25 protein-coding genes are annotated in these 24,861 nt (G+C 62.1%); 18 read left to right on the forward strand and 7 right to left on the reverse strand.

What is annotated here, in order from left to right:
* Both AC1XDK_RS12955 and AC1XDK_RS12960 read right to left on the reverse strand, forming a co-directional pair.
* A complete protein-coding gene (locus AC1XDK_RS12955) occupies positions 1 to 1,254 on the reverse strand; it encodes an ABC transporter substrate-binding protein (RefSeq protein WP_483350319.1) in 1,254 nt (417 codons plus the stop codon).
* A gap of 218 nt (positions 1,255 to 1,472) precedes the next feature.
* Entirely contained in the window at positions 1,473 to 2,330 is an 858-nt protein-coding gene (locus tag AC1XDK_RS12960) for a 3-hydroxyacyl-CoA dehydrogenase family protein (RefSeq protein ID WP_483350320.1), read from the reverse strand.
* A 137-nt stretch (positions 2,331 to 2,467) separates the two neighbouring features.
* On the opposite strand from AC1XDK_RS12960, the gene AC1XDK_RS12965 reads away from it, so the two are divergent.
* The 3 genes from AC1XDK_RS12965 (at position 2,468) to AC1XDK_RS12975 (ending at position 4,831) form a co-directional block, all read left to right on the forward strand.
* Complete coding sequence (locus tag AC1XDK_RS12965) at positions 2,468 to 3,046, forward strand: DUF7409 domain-containing protein (protein WP_483350321.1); 579 nt, start codon at positions 2,468 to 2,470, stop codon at positions 3,044 to 3,046.
* Between the two features lie 118 nt (positions 3,047 to 3,164).
* A complete protein-coding gene (locus AC1XDK_RS12970) occupies positions 3,165 to 3,953 on the forward strand; it encodes a class I fructose-bisphosphate aldolase (RefSeq protein ID WP_483350322.1) in 789 nt (262 codons plus the stop codon).
* A gap of 2 nt (positions 3,954 to 3,955) precedes the next feature.
* Entirely contained in the window at positions 3,956 to 4,831 is an 876-nt protein-coding gene (locus AC1XDK_RS12975; RefSeq protein WP_483350323.1) for a class 1 fructose-bisphosphatase, read from the forward strand.
* 69 nt (positions 4,832 to 4,900) lie between these two features.
* On the opposite strand, the gene AC1XDK_RS12980 is transcribed toward AC1XDK_RS12975, so the two are convergent.
* The gene (locus AC1XDK_RS12980) at positions 4,901 to 7,372 is read right to left on the reverse strand and encodes a hypothetical protein (RefSeq protein WP_483350324.1); all 2,472 of its coding nucleotides are present in this window, start codon (positions 7,370 to 7,372) and stop codon (positions 4,901 to 4,903) included.
* A gap of 398 nt (positions 7,373 to 7,770) precedes the next feature.
* On the opposite strand from AC1XDK_RS12980, the gene AC1XDK_RS12985 reads away from it, so the two are divergent.
* From AC1XDK_RS12985 to AC1XDK_RS12995, 3 genes are all read left to right on the forward strand, one after another.
* Complete coding sequence (locus AC1XDK_RS12985; RefSeq protein ID WP_483350665.1) at positions 7,771 to 8,109, forward strand: DUF7344 domain-containing protein; 339 nt, start codon at positions 7,771 to 7,773, stop codon at positions 8,107 to 8,109.
* Between the two features lie 155 nt (positions 8,110 to 8,264).
* Positions 8,265 to 9,968: an acyl-CoA carboxylase subunit beta gene (locus AC1XDK_RS12990; protein WP_483350325.1), complete on the forward strand. Its 1,704-nt coding sequence runs from the start codon at positions 8,265 to 8,267 to the stop codon at positions 9,966 to 9,968.
* Positions 9,969 to 10,076: 108 nt separating this feature from the next.
* Entirely contained in the window at positions 10,077 to 10,421 is a 345-nt protein-coding gene (locus AC1XDK_RS12995; RefSeq protein WP_483350326.1) for a DUF5658 family protein, read from the forward strand.
* Here AC1XDK_RS12995 and AC1XDK_RS13000 read toward each other — a convergent pair.
* Positions 10,418 to 10,873 (reverse strand): MaoC family dehydratase, encoded by a 456-nt coding sequence (locus tag AC1XDK_RS13000; protein ID WP_483350327.1) that lies wholly within the window; start codon positions 10,871 to 10,873, stop codon positions 10,418 to 10,420. The two genes, AC1XDK_RS12995 and AC1XDK_RS13000, sit on opposite strands and share 4 nt — an antisense overlap.
* A gap of 165 nt (positions 10,874 to 11,038) precedes the next feature.
* Between AC1XDK_RS13000 and AC1XDK_RS13005 the strand changes: the two genes are divergently transcribed.
* Both AC1XDK_RS13005 and gdhB read left to right on the forward strand, forming a co-directional pair.
* Positions 11,039 to 12,235: an outer membrane protein assembly factor BamB family protein gene (locus AC1XDK_RS13005; RefSeq protein WP_483350328.1), complete on the forward strand. Its 1,197-nt coding sequence runs from the start codon at positions 11,039 to 11,041 to the stop codon at positions 12,233 to 12,235.
* Positions 12,236 to 12,487: 252 nt separating this feature from the next.
* Positions 12,488 to 13,762: a glutamate dehydrogenase GdhB gene (gene gdhB / locus AC1XDK_RS13010; protein WP_483350329.1), complete on the forward strand. Its 1,275-nt coding sequence runs from the start codon at positions 12,488 to 12,490 to the stop codon at positions 13,760 to 13,762.
* A 134-nt stretch (positions 13,763 to 13,896) separates the two neighbouring features.
* Here gdhB and AC1XDK_RS13015 read toward each other — a convergent pair whose 3' ends face one another.
* The gene (locus AC1XDK_RS13015) at positions 13,897 to 14,082 is read right to left on the reverse strand and encodes a glycine zipper domain-containing protein (RefSeq protein ID WP_483350330.1); all 186 of its coding nucleotides are present in this window, start codon (positions 14,080 to 14,082) and stop codon (positions 13,897 to 13,899) included.
* A gap of 97 nt (positions 14,083 to 14,179) precedes the next feature.
* On the opposite strand from AC1XDK_RS13015, the gene AC1XDK_RS13020 reads away from it, so the two are divergent.
* The 6 genes from AC1XDK_RS13020 (at position 14,180) to AC1XDK_RS13045 (ending at position 19,306) form a co-directional block, all read left to right on the forward strand.
* Positions 14,180 to 15,025 (forward strand): HpcH/HpaI aldolase/citrate lyase family protein, encoded by an 846-nt coding sequence (locus AC1XDK_RS13020; RefSeq protein WP_483350331.1) that lies wholly within the window; start codon positions 14,180 to 14,182, stop codon positions 15,023 to 15,025.
* Between the two features lie 84 nt (positions 15,026 to 15,109).
* The gene (locus AC1XDK_RS13025; RefSeq protein ID WP_483350332.1) at positions 15,110 to 16,366 is read left to right on the forward strand and encodes a Glu/Leu/Phe/Val family dehydrogenase; all 1,257 of its coding nucleotides are present in this window, start codon (positions 15,110 to 15,112) and stop codon (positions 16,364 to 16,366) included.
* Between the two features lie 135 nt (positions 16,367 to 16,501).
* A complete protein-coding gene (locus AC1XDK_RS13030; protein ID WP_483350333.1) occupies positions 16,502 to 17,155 on the forward strand; it encodes an HAD family hydrolase in 654 nt (217 codons plus the stop codon).
* Between the two features lie 68 nt (positions 17,156 to 17,223).
* The gene (locus AC1XDK_RS13035) at positions 17,224 to 17,895 is read left to right on the forward strand and encodes a metal-dependent transcriptional regulator (protein WP_483350666.1); all 672 of its coding nucleotides are present in this window, start codon (positions 17,224 to 17,226) and stop codon (positions 17,893 to 17,895) included.
* Position 17,896: 1 nt separating this feature from the next.
* Positions 17,897 to 18,610: a TMEM165/GDT1 family protein gene (locus AC1XDK_RS13040; RefSeq protein ID WP_483350334.1), complete on the forward strand. Its 714-nt coding sequence runs from the start codon at positions 17,897 to 17,899 to the stop codon at positions 18,608 to 18,610.
* A gap of 39 nt (positions 18,611 to 18,649) precedes the next feature.
* Positions 18,650 to 19,306: a LysE family translocator gene (locus AC1XDK_RS13045; protein ID WP_483350335.1), complete on the forward strand. Its 657-nt coding sequence runs from the start codon at positions 18,650 to 18,652 to the stop codon at positions 19,304 to 19,306.
* A gap of 22 nt (positions 19,307 to 19,328) precedes the next feature.
* Here AC1XDK_RS13045 and AC1XDK_RS13050 read toward each other — a convergent pair whose 3' ends face one another.
* Entirely contained in the window at positions 19,329 to 20,036 is a 708-nt protein-coding gene (locus AC1XDK_RS13050; RefSeq protein WP_483350336.1) for an HD domain-containing protein, read from the reverse strand.
* Between the two features lie 110 nt (positions 20,037 to 20,146).
* Here AC1XDK_RS13050 and AC1XDK_RS13055 point away from each other — a divergent pair, with 110 nt between their 5' ends.
* The gene (locus AC1XDK_RS13055; protein WP_483350337.1) at positions 20,147 to 20,851 is read left to right on the forward strand and encodes an alanine--tRNA ligase-related protein; all 705 of its coding nucleotides are present in this window, start codon (positions 20,147 to 20,149) and stop codon (positions 20,849 to 20,851) included.
* A gap of 38 nt (positions 20,852 to 20,889) precedes the next feature.
* Here the strand turns inward: AC1XDK_RS13055 and AC1XDK_RS13060 are convergent, their stop codons facing one another.
* On the reverse strand, positions 20,890 to 21,915 hold the full coding sequence (locus AC1XDK_RS13060) for a metallophosphoesterase family protein (RefSeq protein WP_483350668.1): 1,026 nt from the start codon (positions 21,913 to 21,915) through the stop codon (positions 20,890 to 20,892).
* Between the two features lie 166 nt (positions 21,916 to 22,081).
* On the opposite strand from AC1XDK_RS13060, the gene AC1XDK_RS13065 reads away from it, so the two are divergent.
* From AC1XDK_RS13065 to AC1XDK_RS13075, 3 genes are all read left to right on the forward strand, one after another.
* Positions 22,082 to 22,507, forward strand: a complete 426-nt coding sequence (locus tag AC1XDK_RS13065; RefSeq protein ID WP_483350338.1) for a hypothetical protein — start codon at positions 22,082 to 22,084, stop codon at positions 22,505 to 22,507.
* Positions 22,508 to 22,817: 310 nt separating this feature from the next.
* On the forward strand, positions 22,818 to 23,471 hold the full coding sequence (locus AC1XDK_RS13070) for a PEGA domain-containing protein (RefSeq protein ID WP_483350339.1): 654 nt from the start codon (positions 22,818 to 22,820) through the stop codon (positions 23,469 to 23,471).
* A gap of 179 nt (positions 23,472 to 23,650) precedes the next feature.
* The gene (locus AC1XDK_RS13075) at positions 23,651 to 24,832 is read left to right on the forward strand and encodes a LolA family protein (protein ID WP_483350340.1); all 1,182 of its coding nucleotides are present in this window, start codon (positions 23,651 to 23,653) and stop codon (positions 24,830 to 24,832) included.
* Positions 24,833 to 24,861: the final 29 nt, after the last annotated feature.

Consider the following 24,861-nt stretch of genomic DNA (forward strand, 5'->3'; position numbering starts at 1 on the left):
TCAGACGTCGTCGGCTCTGCCGGTGACGATATCCGCGACCCGTTGCTTGTCGAACAGCTCCTCTTCCTTCGAGAACTCCGGATATGGCCGACTCTTCGTGAACCGCGGCCACTCGCCGAAGGCGTCAGGATAGAGCTGTTTGGCCGTCATCTCGAGTTGGAAGAGGTTGATGAGCGGCCCCTGATACCGCATCCCCTGTACGAACACGCGGTCGTTTTTCACCGCCGATATCTCCGCGGCGACGGGGTCATCCTCGAGTATCTCGCGCGCCTTCGACATCTCGTAGCCCGGTGCCATCCCACCGAGGTCGAGTATCACGTCCGGGTCGGCCTCCAACATCGCTTCGAAGTCGACTTGTGCCCCGGAGGTGATACTGCTGCCGAACGCATCGGTCACGCCGAGCGGCCGGACGTGAGCCGTGAGGAAGCCGGGCGTGTTTAGGTTGTAGGCCCAGATGTCCGAGAGGTCGGCAGTTCCCGTGACCATGATGGCCGTCGGTCGCTCGTCTTCGGGTGGGAGGTTCGACTCGATGGTCGAGAGGAGGTCAGAATGGACCGCGGCGAGCGCCTCGTACCGCTTTTCCTCCTTGAACACCTTCGCAACTTTGCCGAAGATGTCCCAGAGGGAGTAGTACTCGTAGCCGTCACGCCACTTCTTCGGCGGCTTCCGGTGGGAATCGCTGTAACTGTTACCGAACCACGGACCGACGTTCTCCTCGATTTCTGTCACGTCCGGGCGCGACCAGCCATCCGTCGACGCCATCATCGCGGGGTCCGCGAGGTGAACGTCGCTGTCGAGTTCGTACACTTTCTCCTTCGGTGCGCCCCACGACGAGAAGCAGTCCGACCAATCGACCGAGACGCCGTCGAGGCGCTCGTAGTAGAGGTTCATCACGGTGTCGTAGTAGTCCGGCGCGTGGAGGGCGTTGACGCCGTCACCGTTGCCGAGCGCGACGACCATCCCGGTATGATGGGTGAGGACGGTGAAGACGTTCTCCGGTACGGCTTCGAACGTCACTTCGCCCATCGGTGCCATCGACACCGAATAGTTTCCGCCCGCTGATTCGGTCGTTTCAGACGTAGTCCCGGCGTTCTGGCCGGCCGTCTCGGTCGGCGTCGTTGACGAGTCGTTCGATTCCGGGTCGCCGTTATCGCCGCTCGTGTCGGTACACCCAGCGAGGAGGGTAGCGGCGACGCCCGAGCCGATTTTGATGAACCGTCGACGCGACTGTGCTGTCTGCGTATCACGAGTCATGACTTTAGGCTCGCCTAAATCGAGATAACTGTTCCGAATTTTAGGCGAGCCTAAACCAATGCCGTACCGGAGAGACGACCGAATCGGCGGCGGTCAATCTATCGACCGACCGAAACGAAGTGGCATCATCAAATCACCTCAAGGAATCGTCCTCGCTCTCGCGAAGATCGCCGCCGACGCCGACGGAAACGATGGAAAAATAGGAATCCGAAGTCGTCTCAGTACTCGTAGAAGCCCTTGCCCGTCTTCTTGCCGAGGTCACCGGCGTCCACTTTGCGCTTCAGCAGGTAGGCGGGTTTGTATCGGTCGCCGAGTTCCTCGAAGAGGGTTTGGCTGGCGTCGAGGCAGATGTCTAATCCGATGTGGTCGGCGAGCGTGAGCGGACCCATGGGGACGTTCGTTCCGAGCGTCATTCCCTTGTCGATGTCCTCCTTGTCGGCGACGCCCTCGTCGTAGGCGCGGATGCCTTCGTTTATCCACGGCATGAGGATGCGATTGGTGACGAACCCGGGTTTGTCGTCGGACTCCCACGTCTCCTTGCCGAGTTCCTCCGCGAGGTCGTGGGCGAGGGTGACGACGTCCTCGTCCGTCTTCTCGCCGACGACTAACTCGACGCCCTTCATGATGGGGACGGGGTTCATGAAGTGCAGGCCGACGATTTGGGACTCGCGGTCGGTCACGCTGGCGATGGTCGTTATCGAGAGCGTGCTGGTGTTCGTGGCGAGGACGACGTTCTCGGGAAGTACGTCGTCCAACTCCGCGAAGATGTCCTGTTTGATGTCCATGTTCTCGACGGCGGCCTCGACGACGAAGTCACAGTCTGCGAGGTCGTCGAGTTCGGTCGTGCCCGTAATATTCGAGAGTACCTCGTCGGCCTCCTCCCGACTCATCTTCTCCTTGCCGACGAACCGGTCGAGACTGTCCTCGATGGTGTCGAACCCGTTTTCCACGAACTCGGTTTTGATGTCACGCATGACCACGTCGAAACCGTTCGTAGCGGCGACTTGCGCGATACCGCTGCCCATGGTGCCTGCCCCGATTACGCCGATGCTGTCGATTTCGGAAATCGTCCGCATAGTGGCGACTGCTTCGGGAGCGGTTGTAAGGATAGCGGAACGGAAGTGCCGAACGAAATCTGTTGACACAGTAACTATTCGAACAGGTCGAATGGCGAAACATTCAAGATGAGTGAGTGGGAGAAAGAAACGAATCGGTGAGGGTCGTGAGGGAACACGAGACAGGCGAAGAGGACGGGACCGAACTGACGGACGTGAAATACGTCGGGCCAGCGACCGCGGCGGTTCTCGACGACGCGTCGTTCGGCGTCGAAGATATCCGGAACCGAACCGTCTCCTACGAGATGCTCCGCGAAGCGGGCGTCAATCCGGGCGTCGCGGGGCGTCTGCGGCGCGAACACTCCCTTTCGTGGTCGTTCGAATCGGGCAACGACCTTCGGGACCGGTCCACGCAAGTCCGCGGTCTTCGGGACGAGGAACGTGCGTGGATCGCGGCCAGTTCCGGCGATTGGGAGAACGAAACGCCGGGAACGGCGACGACCGACGGGAGCGGAGACGCGAAGGCGGAGGAAGCGGCGTGGCGCGACCGAAGCAGTCCCGACCCGGTGACCGACGTACCGGAAATCGACGAGCGACTGGCCGAGGAACTCGCGGAGGCGGGTATCACCTCGGTTCGGAGTTTAGCTATCGCGAACCCGGAACGCGTCGCTGACTCGCTCGCGCTCGACCAAAATCGTGTCACGACGTGGCGTGATTCCGCCCACGAACTACTGTGAATTTACTACTATCATAGTTTTCAATTCCCACAATAGAACTACCGAGATGGCCGAAAACGGGTGTTTGCTTCACTGGTTACCAGTACACTCATATACGTCCTCGGCGCAGTTCGGGATGATGATTCCGCTGACTGACTCGCAAGTGACGCGAGACGGCAAAGCACTTATCCTCGCAATGGACCACGGTCTGGAACACGGACCGTCCGCCGACTTTAGCTCCGTACCGGACACCCTGAATCCGGAGGAGATCTTCGAAACCGCGACCCACGACGCGGTGACCTGCCTCGCGGTTCAGAAAGGTATCGCCGAGACGTACTACCCCTCCTACGACGACGACGTGAACCTGCTCGCCAAACTCAACGGGACGAGCAACCTCTGGATGGGCGAACCGTACTCGCCGCAGAACTGGACGGTCGACTACGCCGCCGAAATCGGCGCGGATGCGGTCGGCTACACCGTCTACTCCGGGTCGAACCACGAGACGAAGATGTACGAGGACTTCCGCGACGTGCAGGAGCGAGCACACCGCGAATACGACATGCCAGTCGTCATGTGGTCGTACCCGCGTGGACAGGGCCTCAAGAACGACACGAAGGAGAGCACCATCGCCTACGCGACCCGAATCGCCCTCGAAATCGGCGCTGACATGGCGAAGGTGAAGTATTCCGGCTCCCGCGAATCCATGGAGTGGGCGGTCAAGTCCGCCGCGGACATGCCCGTCGTCATGAGCGGTGGCTCGAAGACCAGCGACTACGATTTCCTCTCCAGCGTCGAAGCCGTGATGGACGCGGGCGGTGCCGGACTCGCCGTCGGCCGCAACGTCTGGCAACGCGAGGACCCCGAGCGAATCCTCGACGCCCTCGAAAAGGTCATCTTCGAGGGTGCAACTGCCGACGAAGCGCTCTAACGATGGATACGGTTGACCAAATCATCTCGACCGTCGCCGCCGCCGCGCCCGAAATCCGCGGCGGTCTCACCGGCCGCCGTCGAACGGCGGACGAGGAGAATCCCAGCGGGGAAGTCCAGATGGCGGCGGACGTGTGGGCCGACGAGCACCTCGAAACCGAGTTGACCGCCATCGAGGGCGTCGGCGAGTTCGCAAGCGAAGAACGGGAACACGTCGTCGAGTGTGGCGACGGACTGTCGGTCGCCATCGACCCCCTCGACGGGTCGTCGAACCTCAAGTCGAACAACTCGATGGGGACCATCGTCGGCGTCTACGACGCGCCGCTCCCGGCGAAGGGAACCGACCTCGTCGCGGCGGCGTTCGTCCTCTTCGGCCCCATCACGACGATGATGGTCGCCCGTGACGGGTCGGTGACCGAATACGTCGTGGAGGACAGCGCGGTGCAAGGCACCGCGAGTTCCGCGCCGCGAGACGGGGAACGAAGAGTCGTCACCGAGGACGTGACGCTCCCGGACGACCCCACCGTCTACGGATTCGGCGGCCGCGTCCCGGACTGGCCGGAGACGTTCACGGCCTACGCACGCCAGATAGAGGACGAACTCAAACTGCGCTACGGCGGCGCGATGATCGGCGACGTGAACCAAGTACTGACCTACGGCGGCGTGTTCGCCTACCCGGGCCTCGAATCGCGCCCCGAAGGCAAACTCCGACTCCAGTTCGAGGGGAACCCGATGGCGTACATCATCGAGTCCGCGGGCGGCCGTTCCTCGGACGGCGAGACGTCGATTCTCGACGTGACGCCCGAGGACCTCCACCAGCGAGTGCCGCTACACATCGGTAACGCGGAACTCATCGACCGCCTCGAATCGACGCTGTAGCGATTCGGACCGTTCGTTTTTCTTTCGACGCTTCGGACGAGTTTCACGTTTCCACTCGCAGACGACGGACTACGTTCTGACCGACGGATTCGTTTCAACCGGTGCGCCCGTTCCAACCGTCACGCTCGTCGCTGACGTGGCTGGCACCGTCTGCGGTCCCGTCGTCACGATTGTCGTCGAACCGGAGGTTGCCGGTGTCGCTTGCGGTCCCCCCGTCGTGGGACCGGATGTCGCGGTCGGACCGCCGACGGTCGTCTGCGGCACCGTGGTCTGGCCGGGGCCGCCGACTTGCCGGATACATGCCTGCAAGTCACCCTGCTGTGTCGTCGCGACCTGTTGACCGTTCGCGTCGAAGACCGTCGCGTTGACGAAGACGTATCCCGGTGTGTCGAAATCGTCGGTCGTGTTCGTCCACGAGACGGTTCCGTCCGGTTGCTGCTCGAAGTCCGCCGCCGAGATGTCCTGTGTCACTAACACGCCCGACTGTGGATTCGAGGCGTCCACCAACACCGCTTGCATCCGATAGTCGGCCGGTTGCGTCGCGTTCACCGTAATTCGCGTGCAAGTCAGGTTCACGGTGGCCGGTGCAGCGGGCGGTGCGGTGGTCGTAGTCGTGGTGGCGTTCGTCGTAGTCGTCGGCGGCGCAACGGTGGTAGTCGTCCCGTTCGGCGTCGTAGTTGGGGCCGTGGCGTTCGTCGTGGTCGCAGTGGGCGGTGCCGGGGTCGTAGTGACCGGATTCGGCGTGGTGGTCGGTGGCGGTGCTTCCGTGGACGTCGGCAACGGTGTCGTCGTCGGACCCTGTGAAGTGGTCTCTGGTGGAGTCGTCGATGTCGACGGTTGCGCCGTCTGCGTCGGTTGCCCCCCGCCGCTCGACTCGTTTTGGGCGATCGACTGAAGCGTATCGGGCGGGACGGTCGTTCCGGGCTGTACCTCGTCCGCCGCCTGTGACGTCCCCGAGAGGGCTGCCTGTCGAATCTGGTCCGGGTCGGTTACGCTTCCCGCGGTCGCTCCCTGCGTCGCACCGGCGGCCGCGCCGAACGATATCGCCTGCACTTGCTGGACGGTCGCTTGTTGGACCTGCGTGATTCCGCCGAGTGCCGCCCCCCGCGCGGCGGCCTGCAACTGCGTCACCGTCGCCTGCTGGCTCTGTGAGACAGCACCACTCGACGCACCCTGCGTGGCCGCCTGCACCTGTTTAACGGAGACTTGCTGGCGTTGGCTCGCCACGACGCCACCCGCACACGCCCCTCGGGCGGCGGCTTGGACCTGTGTGACGCTCACTTGCTGGCTTTGTGTGACGGCACCCGTCGCCGCCCCGACGCAGGCCGACTGAATCTGTGTGATTCGGACGGTCTGAACCTGCGTGATGCCACCTTGTGACGCCCCTTTCGCGGCCGCCTGAATCTGTTCGACGTTCACGACCTGCTTTTGGACGGCACCCTGCACCGCACCCTGTGCCGACCCCTGTGTGACGACCTGAATCTGGACGATGTTCACGACTTGAATCTGGGTGACGCTCAACGCGCCGGCGGCCGCGCCGCGGCACGCCGCCTGAATTTGCTTGATCGTCGCCTGCTGGACTTGCGTGAGTCCGCCCGTCACGGCACCCTGTGCCGCCACCTGAATCTGCGTTACGGACACTTGCTGTACCTGCGAGACGGCACCCGCTGCGGCACCGTGGCACGCCGCTTGCACTTGCTGGACGGTCGCTTGCTGCACTTGCGTGACGCCGCCGCGCGCTGCTCCCATTGCGGCGACTTGGACCTGTTTCGCGTTCGCACGCTGCGCTTGGACCGCCCCGCTCGCGGCCCCTCGCGTCGCGGCCTGTATCTGCGCAACCGAGACGCTCTGACTTTGGTCGAGCGCACCGAACGCGGCCCCCTGTCCTGCCTCCTGAATCTGTGAGACGCTCGCTTGCTGGTTCTGTGTCGCGCCGGTTGCTGCGCCCTGTGCACCGCCTCTCGCGGCGGCCTGCACCTGCGAGACGGTCGCTCGTTGACTCCCCGCCGTCGCGCCGTGTGCAGCGCCGAACGCGGCGGACTGTATCTGCGTTACCGTGGCCTGCTGGACCTGTGTGGTCGCACCGGTGGTCGCACCCTGCGTCGCCGTCTGAATCTGCGTGACGTTCACGTCCTGACTCTGGAGGAGGGTCCCGTGCGCCGCGCCGCGCGCCGCCGCCTGAATCTGCGTGACGGTCGCCTGCTGGTTCTGGGAGACGGCCTGTGCTGCGCCCTGTACGGCAGCTTGACGCTGCTGTTGGGTGATCGTGACACCTTGTCTCTGTGCCAACGACGCACCCTGCACGGCACCGAGCGTGGCGGCCTGTTCACGGGCCGACTGGTTCGTTTCCGTCTGCTGGAGGAACTCGCTGCTCCCCTCGCTCGCCGGCAACAGCGGAAGCTTGGCGTTCGATGCTGGCGGTTCGGCGGACGCGGCGGAAGCCGAGTCGGTCGGGTTCGAAACCGAAACGACGCCAACGCTCACGGTGCTGACGAGGAGTACGAGGAAGAGGGCGAGTGTGGCCCGTGCGAATCGAGTCATCGGATACGACTCACACGAGAATATCACACGTTAACTACGGCCATCGTTAATTCCGTTCTCGGAACCACCGGCCTATTCCGGCCTCGATTGCTGAATCCGAAACGACCAATACCGAGAGTAGTGAAAGCGAATCGACAGGGAAATCCATGTTTCGAGCGGCCGGGATTGTTTGCACACCGACCCGAATATAATCGGTGTCTCAATTATAGGAAATAAAACTCTTGGGGCCGATGATTTCACTTTCACTGCCAGTTTTCTAGGTGTCTAGATTCACCCTTCTTTATCCATGCTGGTCAACTGCTGTTGAGCGTCGCATGAGCAACGAGTCACCATACCGTGATGACACGGGGAACCGCCCATCGGGACAACCCTCCCACGTACTTCGCGCCGAACCGGCAGTGAGCAGACCGTCGTTCGATGACATCTTCGAACTGCTGTCGAACAAGCGACGGCGATACGCCATCCACTATCTTTCGACCACGGCAGACGGCGTAGCGACGCTTTCTGATCTCGTCGACCAGGTCGTCACGTGGGAAACCGAAACGTCGGCCAACGATGTCCCGGACGACTACCGACGACGTGTCGAGGCATCGCTTCACCACACACACCTCCCGAAACTCGCTGACGCGAACATCATCGATTACGACCCACGGAGCGAATCACTTCGGTACTGGGGTCAACCCGTACTCGAAGAGTATGCGGAGCACGTCGCGGCCATGGAACTTCCCGACCAGTAACCGCGTCTCGAGTTCACTCCGCACTGCCACCCCCGCAGACGCTTCTGACCCTCCCTCTCACGTTTTATCTTCCCGCTTTTTCGCCGAATCGCCGAGGAAATGTTGCCGCGATAGAAAGGGAAAACGGTTTGAAATCTCCTCACGGATTCTCATTCATGAAAGTTCGTATCGGAACGGAGGCAACCGAGGAGGAAGCCTCGGCAATCGCCAGCGCGCTCGCAAAACACGTCGGAAGCGAGGTGGAGGTGTTCGTCGGCGACGCGGACGAACCGACGGCCACGTGGAACGACCCCGGCGAACCGCCGGAAGACGACCTCGGACCGACGGAACGCGAGGAACTCCTCTGGCAGGAAATCGAGGACATCGAGTCGGGCGGGAAGGAGAAGTACAAAGAACGCCTCTCGGAGAAGGGCAAACTGTTCGTCCGTAACCGACTCGACCTCTGGTTCGGGGAGGAAGGTCTGAAGTTCGAGGACGGCCGATTCGCCGAGTTCGATGCGGACGACCGACTGCCCGCCGACGGTCTCATCACCGGCGCGGCGGAGTTCGAGGACCGAGACCTGCACTTCATGGCGAACGACTTCACGGTCAAAGCCGGAAGCATGGCCGCGAAGGGCGTCGAGAAGTTCCTCCGCATGCAACAGCGTGCGCTCCAGAACGGGAAACCCGTCCTCTACCTGATGGACTCCTCGGGTGGCCGCATCGACCAGCAGTCCGGTTTCTTCGCCAACCGCGAGGGCATCGGAAAGTACTACTACAACCACTCGATGCTGTCGGGACGCGTCCCACAGATTTGCGTCCTCTACGGGCCGTGTATCGCCGGGGCCGCTTACACCCCGGTCTTCGCGGATTTCACCATCATGGTCGAAGGGATGTCGGCGATGGCCATCGCCTCCCCACGGATGGTGCAGATGGTGACGGGCGAGGACATCAGTATGCAGGACCTCGGCGGCGCACACATGCACGCCGAACACTCGGGAAGCGCGGACCTCGTGGCCCGCGACGAGGAACACGCCCGAGAACTCGTCGCCGACCTCATCACGTATCTGCCCGACAAGGCCCACGAGAAACCGCCGCGGAGCGAACCGAAAGCGCCCGAACGGTCCCCCGAGGGCATCGACGGCGTCATCCCGAACAGTCCGAACCGCGCCTACGACATGACCGACCTGATAGAGCGCGTGGTGGACGCGGACTCCTACTTCGAACTCAGGCCGGACTTCGGCGGCGAAATCATCACCGCTTTCGCGCGAATCGACGGGCGACCCGTCGGTATCGTCGCCAACCAACCGGCACAGCGCTCCGGGGCCATCTTCCCGGACGCCGCCGAGAAGGCCGCCGAGTTCATCTGGAAGTGCGACGCGTTCGAGATTCCACTCCTCTACCTCTGTGACACGCCGGGTTTCATGGCCGGGTCGCAGGTCGAGAAGGACGCGATTCTGGAGAAGGGGAAGAAGATGATTTACGCCACGTCCTCCTCCACCGTTCCGAAACTCTCCGTCGTCGTGCGAAAGGCCTACGGCGCGGGAATCTACGCCATGTCCGGACCGGCCTACGACCCACAGAGCATCATCGCGCTTCCGTCGGGTGAAATCGGAATCATGGGACCGGAAGCGGCCATCAACGCCGTCTACGCGAACAAGTTGAACGACATCGAAGACGAGGAGGAACGCGCCCAGCGCGAACGGGAACTCCGCGAGGAGTACCGCGAGGACATCGACGTCCACCGCATGGCGAGCGAGATGGTCATCGACGACATCGTTCCGCCGAGTACCCTCCGCGAGGAACTCGTCCAACGCTACGATTTCTACGCGGGCTTGGAGAAGGACCTCCCCGACAAGAAACACGGCACGATTCTATAGAGACGGGAAGCGGCGTCTTAGCCCCTGTCTAAGCCGGGTAAGCCGGTTCATAATAAAGCCCCGTTCGGGCGTCTCCGTGGATGACGTGGAATATCCGCGCCACCATCCATGAGTCACCAGCCCTTTTCGTTTCGGTATCAGCGCACGGATTGGTTCGATTTCGGCGACATCGAGCGACTGCTCTGGGCCGTCGTTCTCCTCGCGCTCGTGGGCGATCTGCTCACGACGTACGTCGGGTTACGTGCGGGACTCGTCGAATCGAATCCGGTCGCGCGCCACGCGCTCGGCCGATACGGCTTCCTCTCTCTCGTCGGACTGAAGGCGTTCGCACTGACCGTCGGATTCGTCGGCCGGACCCTCGTCCCGCGGGAATACGTCGCGTTCGTTCCGGTCGGCCTCGCCGCCCCGTGGGTATTCGCCGTGGTCGTGAACGTCTCCGTGTTCCTGCCTTAGGGTTTTTTGAGCGAGAGAACCGTCCGCTCGAACTCGCACACGAGCGTCTCGTCGTCGCCATCGACTTTGAAGACCTCGACTTTCATCGTGACGACGCCGCGTTCGCCGTCACTCGTCTCGCGCTTGTCCGTAACGGTGGACTGGGCGCGAACCGTATCTCCGTGAAACACCGGTTCCGGATGGGAGACGTCGTCGTAAGAGAGGTTGGCGATGATGGTGCCATCAGTCGTGTCTGGTATCGACACACCCACGGCGACGCTCATGGTGTACAGTCCGTTGACCAACCGCTCGCCGAACTGGGTGTCCGCCGCGAAGTCGGCGTCCAAATGGAGCGGCTGTTGGTTCATCGTCATATCACAGAACCGCTGATTGTCGCTTTCGCTGATGGTTCGTCGCTTTTCGTGTTCGATGGTTTCACCCACTTCGAATTCCTCGTAGTACAGCCCCGTCATGCGAACGTCTGCGTCGAGCGAGGGAAAAATCCTGTCGGTCTGGCGGCGATTGTTGCAACGGCTTTCGACCGTTGTACGTGCGATACCGGGGCGTAAGCAGTTCATAACAAAGAGGGTAGTATTCGAACGAGGTGATACTCAGGCCAAAGTCAGGTCAGGAAAAATATGAAAGAACGAAACACGCGACAGGCAAGGGAGGAGCGTCGTGACGGAGCAGAGCGGACACGAAATGGCAGGGTCGATACGGATACGACGGGCGAGTTCGAACAAGTGGTAACGCCCGACGTCACGTTCATCGCCGACGGCGGTATCGATTCCGGGCCGAACGTCCGAACCGGAGCCGGCGAACCCGGTGTCGAGGAGGAACCGGCCGCCCCGACGATGCCGATGGGCGAGGGCAGACGTGCCCACGCACAGTGGTTCGCTTACGTCGGTGGACCGGTCGAAACCGCCCCCGTCATCAGGAATCGCTCGGTGTACGTCGGGACGGAGAACGGCTTCGTCTGTAGTATCGACCGGTTGGACGGCGTGAGTAACTGGCTGTTTCAGGCACCGAACGCGGTCGGCTCGCCGGTTCCGGGTGCGGAGTTCACCTACGTCGGCGACCGAAGCGGGAACCTGTTCGCACTGGACGGGGCGACCGGAACGCGGGAGTGGACCTTCCAAACCGATGCGGGCGTCGAAGAGTCGCCGATACTCCTCGGCGATTCGCTCTACGTCGCGGCGCGGAACGGACGGGTGTCCGCGCTCGACGCCGCAACCGGCGCTGAAACGTCGTCGTTCAGAACCCCGACACGGGCGCTCACGTCGATACATATCGCCGGGGGAACACTCTATACGACCGGTCTCGACGGTGGTCTGTTCGCCCACCGCTTGACCGACGGGGACGAACGCTTCCGCTTTGCCCCCTCCCTCGCCATCGCGGGTGCGCCCGCTGTCGTCGGTGATACGGTGTACGTCGGGACTGTGGACGGGGACCGAATCTATGCGCTCGACGCCGAAACGGGCGAGACGGAATGGCGATACGAGGCCGACGCCGGGATTTGGTCGTCTCCCACCGTCGTCGGCGGAACCGTCTACGTCGGCTGTGCGAACGGGGACGTTTTAGCACTCGACGCGGCGGACGGGACCGAACGCTGGCGCGTCGAAACCGGTGCGCACGTCTGGGGGTCGCTCGCCGTCACGGACGAAGTAGTGTACGCCTGCAACGACGACGGACTGCTCGTCGCACTCGACCGCTCCGACGGCGACGTTCAGTGGTATTTCCGCGCACGGGATTCGCTGGTCGGGTCGCCGGCCGTCGGCAGCGACACCGTCTACGTCGGCGACGTGGCCGGGACGGTGTACGCACTCCCCCTGTAATCCTTCCTCGGTCGACTCCCCGCCTCTCCTTTCTTCGTCCTTTTCCATTCCCCTGTACCCTTCGTTTCTTGGCCTCCCTTCGTCCTCCCGCTTACTCTCGTCGCTCGCATGCACCACGTCAACCCTCTCGTTCATCATGTTCTTTCGCTAAAATCGTGCCGTGGTATTGCATGGCGACGCGGTGACGGATGGTAAGGTCTTTCTCACGGCGCTCCCGACTAAACGGGCAAGCCTGTCGGAGGCGTCCACACCATGGCATCTACTGGGAAGCAGACCACGGACGAACCGGAAACGGCAGTTGAAACGGCACGACGACAACTCGAGCGCGCCGCGGCGCACCTCGACGTCGACCCCGGCGTCATCGCGCGCTTGCAGCACCCCGACCAAGTGCACCGCGTCTCGGTTCCGCTGCAGCGAGACGACGGCGACACGGAGATATTCACGGGCTACCGAGCACAGCACGACAGCGTGCGCGGGCCGTTCAAGGGCGGCATGCGCTACCACCCCGGCGTCACCGAGGAGGAGTGCATCGGTCTCTCGATGTGGATGACGTGGAAGTGCGCCGTCATGGACCTCCCGTTCGGGGGAGCGAAAGGCGGTATCGTCGTCAATCCCAAGGAACTCAGCACGAAGGAGAAGGAACGACTCACCCGCCGGTTCGCCGAGGAACTGCGCGACTTCATCGGACCGATGCGCGACATTCCCGCCCCCGACATGGGAACCGACGCGCAGGCGATGGCGTGGTTCATGGACGCTTACTCGATGCAAGAGGGCGAAACCCAACCCGGCGTCGTCACCGGCAAACCGCCGGTTATCGGCGGTTCGTACGGCCGCGAGGAGTCGCCGGGTCGCTCGGTGGCCATCATCGCCCGCGAGGCGTGTGAGTACTACGACTACCCGCTGGAGGACACGAGCATCGCGATTCAAGGGTTCGGGAGCGTCGGCGCGAACGCGGCGCTCTCGCTTCACGAATGGGGCGCGAACGTCGTCGCCGTCTCCGACGTGAACGGCGCGATTTACGACGAGGACGGCCTCGACATCGACCGAATACCGACCCACGAGGAGAAGCCGGAAGCCGTCACGACGTTCGACGGCCACGACCCGATTCCCAACGAGGACCTCCTCGAACTCGACGTGGACGTCCTCATCCCCGCCGCGATCGGCAACGTCCTCACCAAGTCGAACGCCAGCGACGTACAGGCGGACATCATCGTCGAGGGTGCGAACGGCCCGACGACGACTACCGCGGACGAGATATTCGAGAACCGCGACATCCACGTCATCCCCGACATCCTCGCCAACGCGGGCGGCGTCACGGTCTCGTACTTCGAATGGTTGCAGGACATCAACCGCCGTCAGTGGTCGCTCGAACGCGTCAACCAGGAACTCGAATCCGAGATGCTGAACGCGTGGAGCAGCGTGCGCAGCGAAGTCGAGGAGCGCGGCGTGACGTGGCGTGACGCCGCGTACATCGTCGGCCTCTCGCGTATCGCGGAAGCCCACAAGGCCCGCGGACTCTGGCCCTAACTCGGGGTCGGCAGTCGAATCGAGTCGAATACACGAAACGAACGAGACGGACCGAAAACGGGCAGTCATCTTTTCGGGTCGAAGACAACCGTTCCACTGACGCATGTACGGATGGGATTCGAAAGCAGTGACGGCTACCGGTTGGACAGTCCGGCCCCGATTGCGACCCCGATTGCCATTCCGATTCCCACTCCGAGCGCGATGTTGTCCATGACGACGCCGAGTGCGGCACCGAGAGCGACACCGAGGCCGATACCCAGTCCCATGTTGGAGTCCGAACCGGTTTCCGAGTTCGCCTCGACTTCTTTCGTTGGAGCCATGCCAACTCACTGATGGGGGACGAGATAAAGATATCTGGGAGAACTGGCGGTCTGCCTCTCCGGTGGCTTGAAATCGACGCCACCCGTCGCCTCGTCTATGCCACGACGAAGCGTCATGTTCACGCCGGGCGACCGACCCGAGATGATGCGGAAAGCGCCCGGAGCGGGGGCCGACGTGATAGTGTTCGACCTGGAGGACGCCGTTTCCCCCGAGCGGAAGGCTGAAGCGCGAACAGCGGTTCGTGAGGTACTCACGGACCCGGCGTTCGACCCGGACTGTGAGGTGTGCGTTCGCGTCAACCCGACGGGAATCGCGGCGGACGACGACCTCCGCGGAATCGCGGACGGCGCGGAGACTATCGACTCCGTCATGCTCCCGAAGACGGGGTCCGCGACCGACGCGGAGACGTTGGCCCGACTCCTCGACGAACACGACTGTCTGGTACCCGTCCTCGCACTAATCGAAACCGCGAGCGGCGTCCTCAACGCCGCCGAAATCGCCGCCGTGGACGAGACGGACGCGCTCGTGTTCGGCGCTGAAGACCTCTCCGCCGACATCGGGGCGGCGCGGACCGACGAGGGGACGGAGGTCCTCTACGCGCGGGAACACGTCGTCATCGCGGCGAGCGCGGAGGGCGTGGACGCCATCGACACGGTGTACACCGATTTCGGTGACACGGACGGATTGGCCGAGGAGACCGAGTTCGCTATTCGGCTCGGGTACGACGGGAAGATGGCGATTCATCCCGCGCAGGTGACGCCCATCAACGAGGCGTTCACGCCCGACCCGGAACGGGTCGAATGGGCCGAGTCGGTACTCGAAGCCAAAGCGAAAGCTGACGAGGAGGGACGGGGAGTGTTCAATGTTGACGGTGAGATGATAGATGCACCGCTTATCGCACAAGCAAAACGAGTGATGGAATACGCTCGCGCTGATGACTGATCCGTGACATTATATCACATTTAGGGGTAATAGCTCATCCTTATTTCGTCATGCTTAACAGTGGGTGGGTGTCATTGACAGACGATGTCCGAACAAGCCAATCCGTTCGAGAGCTTACAGGAACAGATCGACGACGCGGCGGAGTACCTCGACGCGTCCCCTGACGTTCTCGAACGGCTCAAGCACCCCCAGCGGATACTCGAAACGAACCTCTCCGTCGAGATGGACGACGGTTCGATCGAGACGTTCAAAGCCTTCCGTTCGCAGTTCAACGGCGACCGCGGCCCGTACAAAGGTGGAATCCGCTACCACCCCAACGTCAGCCGCGACGAAGTGAAGGCCCTCTCCGGGTGGATGGTGTACAAAACCGCCGTGGTGGACATCCCCTACGGTGGCGGGAAAGGCGGCATCATCATCGACCCCGATCAGTACAGCGAAGCGGAACTGGAGCGCGTGACGCGGTCGTTCGCAAAGGAACTCCGACCGTTTATCGGCGTGGACCAGGACATTCCTGCACCCGACGTGAACACTGGGCAGCGCGAGATGAACTGGATAAAGGACACCTACGAGAAGCTCGAAAACACCACGGAGCCGGGAGTCATCACCGGTAAAGCGCTCGAAAGCGGCGGCAGCGAGGGCCGCGTCGAGGCGACGGGCCGCTCGACCATGCTCACCGCCCGCGAGGCGTTCGACTACCTCGGCAAGGAGATGGAGGGCGCGACCGTCGCCGTGCAGGGCTACGGGAACGCCGGATGGATTTCCGCGAAGCTCCTCGAAAACCTCGGCGCGAAAATCGTTGCCGTGTCAGACTCCAGCGGCGGCATCTACAACTCCGACGGCCTCCACGCCCGCGACGTGAAAGACCACAAGAACGAGACGGGAAGCGTCGTCGGCTACGCGGGCACCGAAGAGGAAATCAGCAACGAGGACCTCCTCACGCTGGACGTGGACCTCCTCGTTCCCGCCGCGCTCGAAAACGCCATCGACGGCAACCTCGCACGGGACGTGCAGGCCGACGTCATCGTCGAAGCCGCGAACGGGCCGCTCACGCCGGATGCGGACGACGTCCTCACGGAGCGCGACGTGCACGTCTTCCCCGACATCCTCGCCAACGCGGGCGGCGTCACGGTCTCGTACTTCGAATGGGTACAGAACCGCCAGCGCTTCTACTGGTCCGAAGACCGCGTCAACGAGGAACTCGAAGACATCATCGTCTCCGCGTTCGACGACCTCACGAGCGCCTACGAGGAACACGACCTGCCGAGTTTCCGTACGGCGGCCTACGTCGTCTCCCTTCAGCGCGTCATCGACGCCTACACCGAGAGCGGCAACTGGCCCTGAACGCAGAATCGACCTCTCACGAATTGGCTTCCGAACATTGGCTTCTGTCGGATTCAAACGGGTTTCTCGAACGTCATCACGAACGGGAGTTCCCTTTCCCGAAGCATATTTTTCAATCGAATCACATTTTTACGTATGACAACCGCGATTTATTTCGACCTCGACAATACCCTCCTCGAATACACCGCTTCGTTCGACGAGATTGCTACGCGGTCGCTTCCCGGAGAGCCGACCGAAGAGATGCTAGTGACGTACTCCGAAACCGTGCTGGAAGGAATTACCGAACTACGGGAGAAGCCGTACGAACGAGCTTTCACTGCGGTCTGTGAGAGATACGACCTCGAAGCGGACCCGGTTGCGCTGGCGGCCACGCACATCGAAAACGAGGCCGAAGCCACGCGCGTTCGGCGACCCGTGAGACGGCTCGTGGAAGCCGTCTCCGCTCGGTGTCCGACCGGCGTCCTCACGAACGGGGACGGGCGGGCACAGCGTCGGAAAATCGACGCACACGGCCTCGAATCCCTCGTGGATACGGTCGTCGTCTCGAACGAAGTCGGCGCACGGAAACCCGACCCCGCGATTTTCGAGGAAGCGAAACGACGGCTCGACGCGGACGGTTTCATGTACATCGGCGACACGTTCGAGGAGGACATCGTCCCCGCCCGCGAACAGGGGTTCCGGACGGTGTACGTCGGCGACGAAGCCCGACCGAACGCCCCCGTCTCGGCCGTCGACATGACCGAACTCGCGGACGTACTCCTCCCGTTGGTGGAGTCCGACCGACGGTAGTGCGGTCACCGAACCGGCCTAAGCACACGACAAATTGAAGGTTTAGAACTGTCTAATTCCGCCTAGTGATGCTAAGCGACGTGATGGAAGACTACTTGAAAGCCATCTATACGCTTCAGAAGGAGGATGGGGGACCGGTTGCGACCTCCGAAATCGCGGAGTATCTCGGGGTGACGCCGCCCACGGTCACCAGCATGGTGGAGAAGCTGACGGACCGCGGACTCCTCGACCGCGAGAAGTACAAAGGCGTGGAACTCACGCCCGAGGGCGAGACGGTCGCCCTCGAAGTGCTTCGGCACCATCGACTGCTCGAGTCCTACCTGACCGAACACCTGGACTACTCGTGGAGCGAAGTCCACGAGGAGGCCGACCGTCTGGAACACCACATCAGCGAGGAGTTCGAGCAACGCGTGGCCGACGCGCTCGGGAACCCGACGGTCGACCCGCACGGCGACCCCATCCCCGACGCGAACCTCTCTCCCATCGACGAGGACGACACGACGCCCCTGACCGAACACGAGGAGGGACAGCGTGTCGTCGTCGCACGCGTGAGCGACCGCGACGACGAGGAGCTGCGCTATCTGGCCGACGCGGGTATCACGCCCGGAACGGAGATGGAAATCGTGGACGTGGCCCCGTTCGGGATGGTGACGGTCGCGGTGACCGGCGGAGAACAGAGCCTTCCGGAAACCATCGCCCGATCGATTCGCGTCCGGGCGGTCGTCGAAGAACTCGCGTGAGATGGTGGGAACAGCCACCCCGTTAGCGGCCGGTCTACAGCACGTCATCCATCGGTACGACGGCTACGGTCCGGTAGCGGCCGCGTTCCTCGCCAACCTCCTCGCCACGTTCGGAGATAAGGGACAACTCGTCGTCGTCACGTTGGCCTCGCGCTACGACGCAAAGCGGGTGTTCGTCGGCGCGATGGCAGCATTCTCCCTCTGGAGTACCGTCGAAATCGTCTTCGGTCACGTCATCGTCACCGTCCTGCCCGGAACCGTCATCACGGTCCTGACCGGTGGCCTGTTCGTCGTCTTCGGCCTCTGGACGCTACGGAGTGCAGTTGCGAAGTTCACTGAGGAGTCCGACGACCGACCGCTGTTGACCGGCGGCGGGATGGACGTCGGCTTGACCGGCGCGGTGATTCCCGACGGTCTGCTGACTCGGATGGGTGCCTACGGCGGCGTCCTGACGACGTTCGTGTTCATCCTGTTCGCGGAGTTCGGGGACAAGACCCAACTGCTGACCATCAACCTCGCGACGACGTTTCCGAACTCGCCGCTCTCGATATTCGTCGGCGTCATCGCGGCGCTCGGCCTCAGGACCGGCCTCGACGCCGTCATCGGCGAACGGTTCGAGCGCGTCCTGCCCACGAAGTGGCTCGAACTCGTCGCTGCATTCGTCTTCCTCGCCTTCGGCGCGTTGGTGTTCGCCGAATGGCAGGGTTTGCTCTAACCGCGCTCTTTTACTGGTTCCGGGCAAAACGAACGGCAGATGCTAGAGTCACTCGTCTCGGCGTTCGCGGGCGTCCTCCTCGGTCTCTCGCTCGCCGCACCTCCCGGACCGATGAACGCCGTCATCGCCGAGGAGAGCGTTCTCCGCGGATGGCGGTCGGGGTTCTTCGCCGGTCTCGGCGCGATGACGGCGGACGCCTGCTTTTTCGTCCTCGCGCTCGCGGGCGTCGTCGCCGTCGTCAGGGAAGCGCAGATAGTGCGCGGCCTCATGGTCGGCGTCGGCGGTCTGCTGATGCTGTATTTCGCCTACGGCACGGCACAGGACGCGACCTCGACGTTCACCGCCGACACGGTGGACGAGGAAGCTAGAGGGTTCAGAAAGGCGTTTGCACTCGCCATCACGAACCCGTATCAGATAATCTGGTGGCTCACCGCGGGCGTCGGCCTGCTCGACCCCGGACGGTTGGACGTCCTCTCCGGACTGCCGGGCAGTCTCACGGTTTCGACCGGCGGGCCGATAATCATCGTCGGCTTCTTCGCGGGAATCGCCTGCTGGATAACCGGCTTTCCGGCGGCGCTGTCGGCGGCCGGAAAACGCGTCGATTCGTTCGCGCCCGCCGTCGCGTACGTGAGCGCGGGCGTCCTCGCGCTCGCCGGAGTTTCCTTCGTCTACGACGCCGCGACGACGCTTCTATGATCGGATACTCGACGGTCGTCGGTCAGCGTTCGCCGCCGCGGGGCGACCCCGACGGTTCGGCGTCCATCTCCGGAACCTCCTCTTCGAGCCATTCGCGGAACCATTTCACGCGTTTGAGCCGACGGTGGGCGATGTCCTGTGCCGTATCGCTCTGGACGCGGGAGGATGCGTCCTTTCCGCGTTGTAACACCCGGTCCACCATCTCGGCGGCGGCCATGTGCGTCCGTGCCTCGTAGCCCATCCGCAGCAACATCAGGGCGGTTCCGTTCGCGCCGACCTTGTCCAGCATGTCCGCCTCGATGAGACTCTGTGCCTCCTTCGAGAGGCGCGACAGGTCGCCCTGATAGGAATGGTCCTCGACGGCTTTGCACACTTGGTCCACGAACGATTCGGGGAACTCGCCGTGTGATTCCAGATACTCTCGAGCGACGCGCGCGCCCTCCTCGGCGTGGACTTCCTGGTCCGCGTCGAGTTTGGCGATGTCGTGGAACAGCGCGGCGACCCGGGCGACGTCCACGTCGGCACCCTCCCGTTCCGCGATGGTCTCGGCGAGGTTCACGACGTTGAGGATGTGATTGAACCGGTAATCGGCGGAGTGCCACGGATACCACCGCATGCGTCCCCCGCTCTCCTCGTTCTTTACGCTTGCCGCGAGATACTCGTACACAAACGTCTTCATGTCCTCGAATTCCGATTCAGAGACGGGAGACCCCTTAATCTCGACACCCACAGAACTCCCTCCGTTGTTCAGCGTTCGTACTCATTACTGATACAAACGCACGATTCGCTCTTTAGCGTTACGACGAGGTCATTAAGTGACGGGTGCTCTTCTCCACGTGTATGACGGAGACGCTGTATCTCGACGCGACGGACGAACGGGAGTTCGAGGCCACGGTCGAACGCGTCGCGGGTGACCGCGTCGTACTCGACCGAACCCTGTTCTACCCCGAAGGCGGCGGCCAACCGTACGACACCGGCATTCTCGAATTCGAGGATGAATCGTTGAACGTCACGGACGTACAGAAGAAAGACACCGTCTACCACACGCTCGACGGGACGCCGCCCGAGGAGGGAACGACCGTCACCGGGCGAATCGACTGGGACCGACGGTACGCCCACATGCGATACCACACGGCCCAACACCTCCTCTCGGCGGTGCTGTTGGAGGAGTACGACGCGGAGACGACGGGCAACCAGTTGTACGCCGACCGCGCGCGAATCGACTGTGGCTACGAGCGGTTCACCGACGAGGAGTTCGGTCACATCGAGTCGGTGATGAACGACCGCATCGACGCGGGATTGACGGTCAGTTGGTACGAGATGGACCGCGACGAGGCGGAATCGTCTCTCGACCCGGAACGAACCCGAATTCACCTACTTCCCGAAAGCATCCGCGAAATCCGCATCGTGGAGATCGAGGGAACGGATAGAACCGCTTGTGCTGGCACCCACGTCGAACGAACCGACGAACTCGGGGAGTTCCGAATCACCGGTCGGGAGACGAAGGGAAGCGACGAGGAGCGTCTGAAATTCGTCCTCGAATGAGGCCGAGCGGACGGAACGAGCGACCTGGATAGCTCCTACTAAGCGGGTTTGTTCGGAACGAGCAACTGCTCGTCTTCGAGCGGGAAGGTGTCTATTCTGTCGAGCGTCATCTCCGCGAGCGCGTCGCTTCGAGCGGAGTCCTTTTTCGCGTGCATGTACGCTTCCATCGTGCCCGCTTCGTCGGCGGTCGGAACGAATCGAACGGCGGTTCCGAGCGGCCCGGTCTCGAACAGGAGGTAGGCCTGCGGGAACGAACACAGCGACGGCATGACTAATTCGCGCACACCCATCGTCTCCGCGACTGCGGGGACGTGCAGGTGGCCGGAGACGTGCAACGGAACGTCGTGCTCGGAGAGGATATCCGCCAATTCCGTCGCGTTGCGCATCGGAAACGACGAGCGCCACGAGTGGGGGTCTTTTCCATCGGACAGTCCCGGAAGGTTGTGGTGTGAGACGACGATGGGTGCGTCGGTCTTCGGGAGCGTTTCCTCGAGCCACGCGAGTTGGTCGTCGGAGATACAACCGTCGTGGCAGTCGGAAAGCGTTCCGTCGGGTGTCGAGGCACTGTTCAAACCGATGATATCTACGCCACCGGCACGTTCGTGGAACGGGAATCCACCGGGGGTGAACTCCGATTCGAACGACGAGAGCGACGGCGTCTCGTGGCTGTCGAATGACTTCGGAACGTCGTGGTTGCCCGGAACGGCGACGTACGGTACGTCGAGGTCGGCCAGAACGGACCGGACGGTTCCGAAATCCTCGACCGAACCGTCCTCGGTGAGGTCGCCCGCGAACACGACCGCATCCACGTCGCGGGCGTTCGCGTCGGCGATTACGGTCCGAAGGCGTTCGCGGGTTCGATGGAACACCTTCCACGTGCCACGTTTTTCGGTCGAAACGTGGATGTCGGAGACGACGGCGATAGTCGTCCGTGTCTCGCTTCGCGGATGGGAAAACCGAGCGAAAAGGGGACCTGCAGTGGCGTTCTCGGTCGGTGATTCGCTGACGGCCTCGGCCGGGTGGGATTCGTTCTGAAATCCTGCCTGTATCCCGTCTTCGATCATCACGTGTGTAGACTCCTCCAACGACTATAAGTCTAACCACGAATTTATATATCTAATACCATAGTCTATATAGCTCTCGGCAAACGTTCCGATTTCAGTCACGTCATGTCAAACACACGTGTCTGACTGACTTTCATTACGTCGCACGTCGAAACGATGGACGAGGATGAGTACGAGAAGCTTCCAAGGAATCGGAACAACAACGACGGCGACGAATTCGTCGTTCTCCTATCTCAATAGGGGATTGCAACTAGTGGGACTGTTTTTCTTCATAAACGGCATTTACGTGGCGTTCTTTTCGTCGAGTATACTGACCACGTTCGGTTACTACTCGGTCGTCATCGCCGCCATTTGCGTAGTGCTGTCGCGACTGATTTCGCCGGACGACCCACTCATCTCACCTGAAATCCAACGGAAGGTGAAACGGTTGGTGAGTCGTTCGGAGTCGACCCGCTCGCGCTCCCGCGGACGCCGAACGAACCGGCAAACGGGGTTCGACATTCGTCGGTATCTCCAGTCGGTCGCACGAGGGGTTCAGCGGATCGACGTGACCCGTTTCACCTCTCGCGGTAACGGCCGCGACCGTCTCTGACTTTTACCGTTTTCGCCATCCTATCTATTATTGCTGTGAGCGAACGTACAGCGCCGTCATCGTCCTCGGAATGTTCTTCCTTCTCGACGGACGGTTCTCCTACCCCGCGAAGTAATCAACCGATTCGAAACTTCCTCGAAGAAATCGAGGGACCGCTAGAACGTCATTGAACATACTCCCCTGCCTCGACTATTCGTGGTAGTATTCTCGCGTTACCCTCGATGTGGGGCGGCTTGATACGAGGTAATAGGGTCTTGAAACCAGTAAAAGGATATTTATGTCTTCTCGCACCAATAGTAACGCACTACGTATGAATCGCCATCGATCCATCGCGGTCGTCCTCGTTCTCTCCGTTCTCCTCGCCGGTTGCGCCGGACTCGGTGGAACGGATACGACCACGACTACGACGACAACCACCACGGACGCACCCACGGCAACGAGTACGTCAGCAACGACGACAACGACGTCGTCGGACGGTGGAACGACGACCACGGAGACGACTACGACGACGACGAGCACGGAAACCACGACTACGACGACGGCGGAATCTTGGTCGCCGCCGAAGTCGCCGAACACGCCGCTCGACGACAAGCGGAAGGGCGGTAAAATGGGCCGCTTGAAGAAGGTCACGCTCGTGGACAAGGTCAAAGCCAAGAACGGAAACGGCTACTCCAACTTCAACGTCGAAGTCGTGGCCAACACAAGCCTGCCCAACGTCGACCCCGAACCGCTGGTGGACGGCGACCCGTACTTCCTCGTCCAGATCAACGGCAAGAACGTCGGGCGTACCGGCGTCCGTTTCCAGCACGACGAGGGGACCTACTCCGTCGAAATCGAGGAAGGTGCCTTCGAGCAGTTCAACGACGGGACGCTCACCGTGACCGTCTACATGCTCGACGAGGACCACCAACACGACGACATCTACGGTAAATGGACCGGGACGGTCAAGTACAGTTCGAAGTGACGACAGTCGCCCGTTGGTATTGTGATTTTTAGTGGTCCGTAAGAAGTCCACGCACGGAGCGGTTCTCACTGGCACTTTCGTCGTAAAGTTCCGGCCGAATCAGGACGTCGAACGTTCGGACGTGTTTTCCGGCCAGTTTTCCGATACACAATTAAACCTTCACTCAGCTTGCTATTAGTATGAGCCGCCCACGATTCCGATTTAATCGACGCACACTCGCTGCGCTCTTGCTCCTCGGCGTCGCGCTTTCCGCCGTCCTCTGGGCCGCGGGAGGTACGATAGGGGACGCGAGTCCCTCGGTCAACGCCAACGTGACCGAACGCTACCGCTCCATCGACGCGTTCACCGGCACGCAGACGGTCACGATGCGGACTAACGGCACCGTCATATCTCGAAACGTCGCCACCGTCACGCTCGTTCCGGGTACCAACCGGAAGCGGATCCGCTTCCAGAACGCGTCGGACCGGCGGTACGAATTGCAGGTCTCGAACGGGTCCACGCTCTGGCTCCACGATATCGACGGGAACACCGTTACCGCTGTCGAGTTAACGGGACCACCGACCGATTCGGAAGCGGGCGTCAGGCTCCAAGGACTCGTCGCGGCCGCGGGGCTGACCGACGACGCGGGGCGGCCCAAATCCGTCGGCGTGTCGCCGTTACCCGTCTTGCCGCGGCACACCGGCGCCGCCCCGCAAATGGACGCGAACCGTAGCTACGCCGTCGAGTTCGTCGAGACCGATACTGTCGGCGGACGAGACGCGTACGTGCTCGAGATCACCGCAACCAACCAGAGCGAGGCTCACTACAGACAACGGCTGTGGGTCGACTCCGAACGGTTCTATCCGCTGCGCAAGCGGACGGCATGGACCGCTGACGACACTCGACGGTCGGTGACGACGACGTATACGAACATGACGTTCGACGTGCAAGTGTCGGGGGACGCGTTCCGACCCGAAATAGGTTCCAACACGAAAGTTCGGCGGCCGGACACTCCACAGACGGAGTGGTACCAGAGCAGAGCCGACTTGGAAGCACAGAGTTCGATTTCGGTGCCGAATCCGACCCTACCGCCCGCGTTTGAACTGGTCTACGCCACACGAACGACCGGCCGCATCAACGGAGTCGGACTCCGTTACGCCGCCGACGGACGCGAACTCACGGTTGCGAAGTTCAACTACACCTTGGACATCGACCCCGACGAACGTGACGTGACGATCAATGGTCGTCCGGCGACCATCGACCACGGACCGACCGTCTCGCTCTCGTGGGACTGCAACGGCTACGGCTACACTGTTCGGGGAACCGGCGTCAAAATAGACCGGTTGATCGAAGTCGGCCGGTCGGTGGCTTGTCCAGCCTGAAACCCTGCGAATTTCTGGGTCAGAAACTC

This window comes from Haladaptatus sp. HS23, assembly GCF_056892285.1.

Bases quoted from the DNA above. Each gene is read 5' to 3' on its own strand.
- AC1XDK_RS12955 (WP_483350319.1), bottom strand. From the start codon at position 1,254: ATGACTCGTGATACGCAGACAGCACAGTCGCGTCGACGGTTCATCAAA.
- AC1XDK_RS12960 (WP_483350320.1), bottom strand. From the start codon at position 2,330: ATGCGGACGATTTCCGAAATCGACAGCATCGGCGTAATCGGGGCAGGC.
- AC1XDK_RS12970 (WP_483350322.1), top strand. From the start codon at position 3,165: ATGATTCCGCTGACTGACTCGCAAGTGACGCGAGACGGCAAAGCACTT.
- AC1XDK_RS12975 (WP_483350323.1), top strand. From the start codon at position 3,956: ATGGATACGGTTGACCAAATCATCTCGACCGTCGCCGCCGCCGCGCCC.
- AC1XDK_RS12980 (WP_483350324.1), bottom strand. From the start codon at position 7,372: ATGACTCGATTCGCACGGGCCACACTCGCCCTCTTCCTCGTACTCCTC.
- AC1XDK_RS12990 (WP_483350325.1), top strand. From the start codon at position 8,265: ATGAAAGTTCGTATCGGAACGGAGGCAACCGAGGAGGAAGCCTCGGCA.
- AC1XDK_RS12995 (WP_483350326.1), top strand. From the start codon at position 10,077: ATGAGTCACCAGCCCTTTTCGTTTCGGTATCAGCGCACGGATTGGTTC.
- AC1XDK_RS13000 (WP_483350327.1), bottom strand. From the start codon at position 10,873: ATGACGGGGCTGTACTACGAGGAATTCGAAGTGGGTGAAACCATCGAA.
- AC1XDK_RS13005 (WP_483350328.1), top strand. From the start codon at position 11,039: ATGAAAGAACGAAACACGCGACAGGCAAGGGAGGAGCGTCGTGACGGA.
- gdhB (WP_483350329.1), top strand. From the start codon at position 12,488: ATGGCATCTACTGGGAAGCAGACCACGGACGAACCGGAAACGGCAGTT.
- AC1XDK_RS13015 (WP_483350330.1), bottom strand. From the start codon at position 14,082: ATGGCTCCAACGAAAGAAGTCGAGGCGAACTCGGAAACCGGTTCGGAC.
- AC1XDK_RS13020 (WP_483350331.1), top strand. From the start codon at position 14,180: ATGCCACGACGAAGCGTCATGTTCACGCCGGGCGACCGACCCGAGATG.
- AC1XDK_RS13025 (WP_483350332.1), top strand. From the start codon at position 15,110: ATGTCCGAACAAGCCAATCCGTTCGAGAGCTTACAGGAACAGATCGAC.
- AC1XDK_RS13030 (WP_483350333.1), top strand. From the start codon at position 16,502: ATGACAACCGCGATTTATTTCGACCTCGACAATACCCTCCTCGAATAC.
- AC1XDK_RS13035 (WP_483350666.1), top strand. From the start codon at position 17,224: ATGCTAAGCGACGTGATGGAAGACTACTTGAAAGCCATCTATACGCTT.
- AC1XDK_RS13040 (WP_483350334.1), top strand. From the start codon at position 17,897: ATGGTGGGAACAGCCACCCCGTTAGCGGCCGGTCTACAGCACGTCATC.
- AC1XDK_RS13045 (WP_483350335.1), top strand. From the start codon at position 18,650: ATGCTAGAGTCACTCGTCTCGGCGTTCGCGGGCGTCCTCCTCGGTCTC.
- AC1XDK_RS13055 (WP_483350337.1), top strand. From the start codon at position 20,147: ATGACGGAGACGCTGTATCTCGACGCGACGGACGAACGGGAGTTCGAG.
- AC1XDK_RS13060 (WP_483350668.1), bottom strand. From the start codon at position 21,915: ATGATCGAAGACGGGATACAGGCAGGATTTCAGAACGAATCCCACCCG.
- AC1XDK_RS13065 (WP_483350338.1), top strand. From the start codon at position 22,082: ATGAGTACGAGAAGCTTCCAAGGAATCGGAACAACAACGACGGCGACG.
- AC1XDK_RS13070 (WP_483350339.1), top strand. From the start codon at position 22,818: ATGAATCGCCATCGATCCATCGCGGTCGTCCTCGTTCTCTCCGTTCTC.
- AC1XDK_RS13075 (WP_483350340.1), top strand. From the start codon at position 23,651: ATGAGCCGCCCACGATTCCGATTTAATCGACGCACACTCGCTGCGCTC.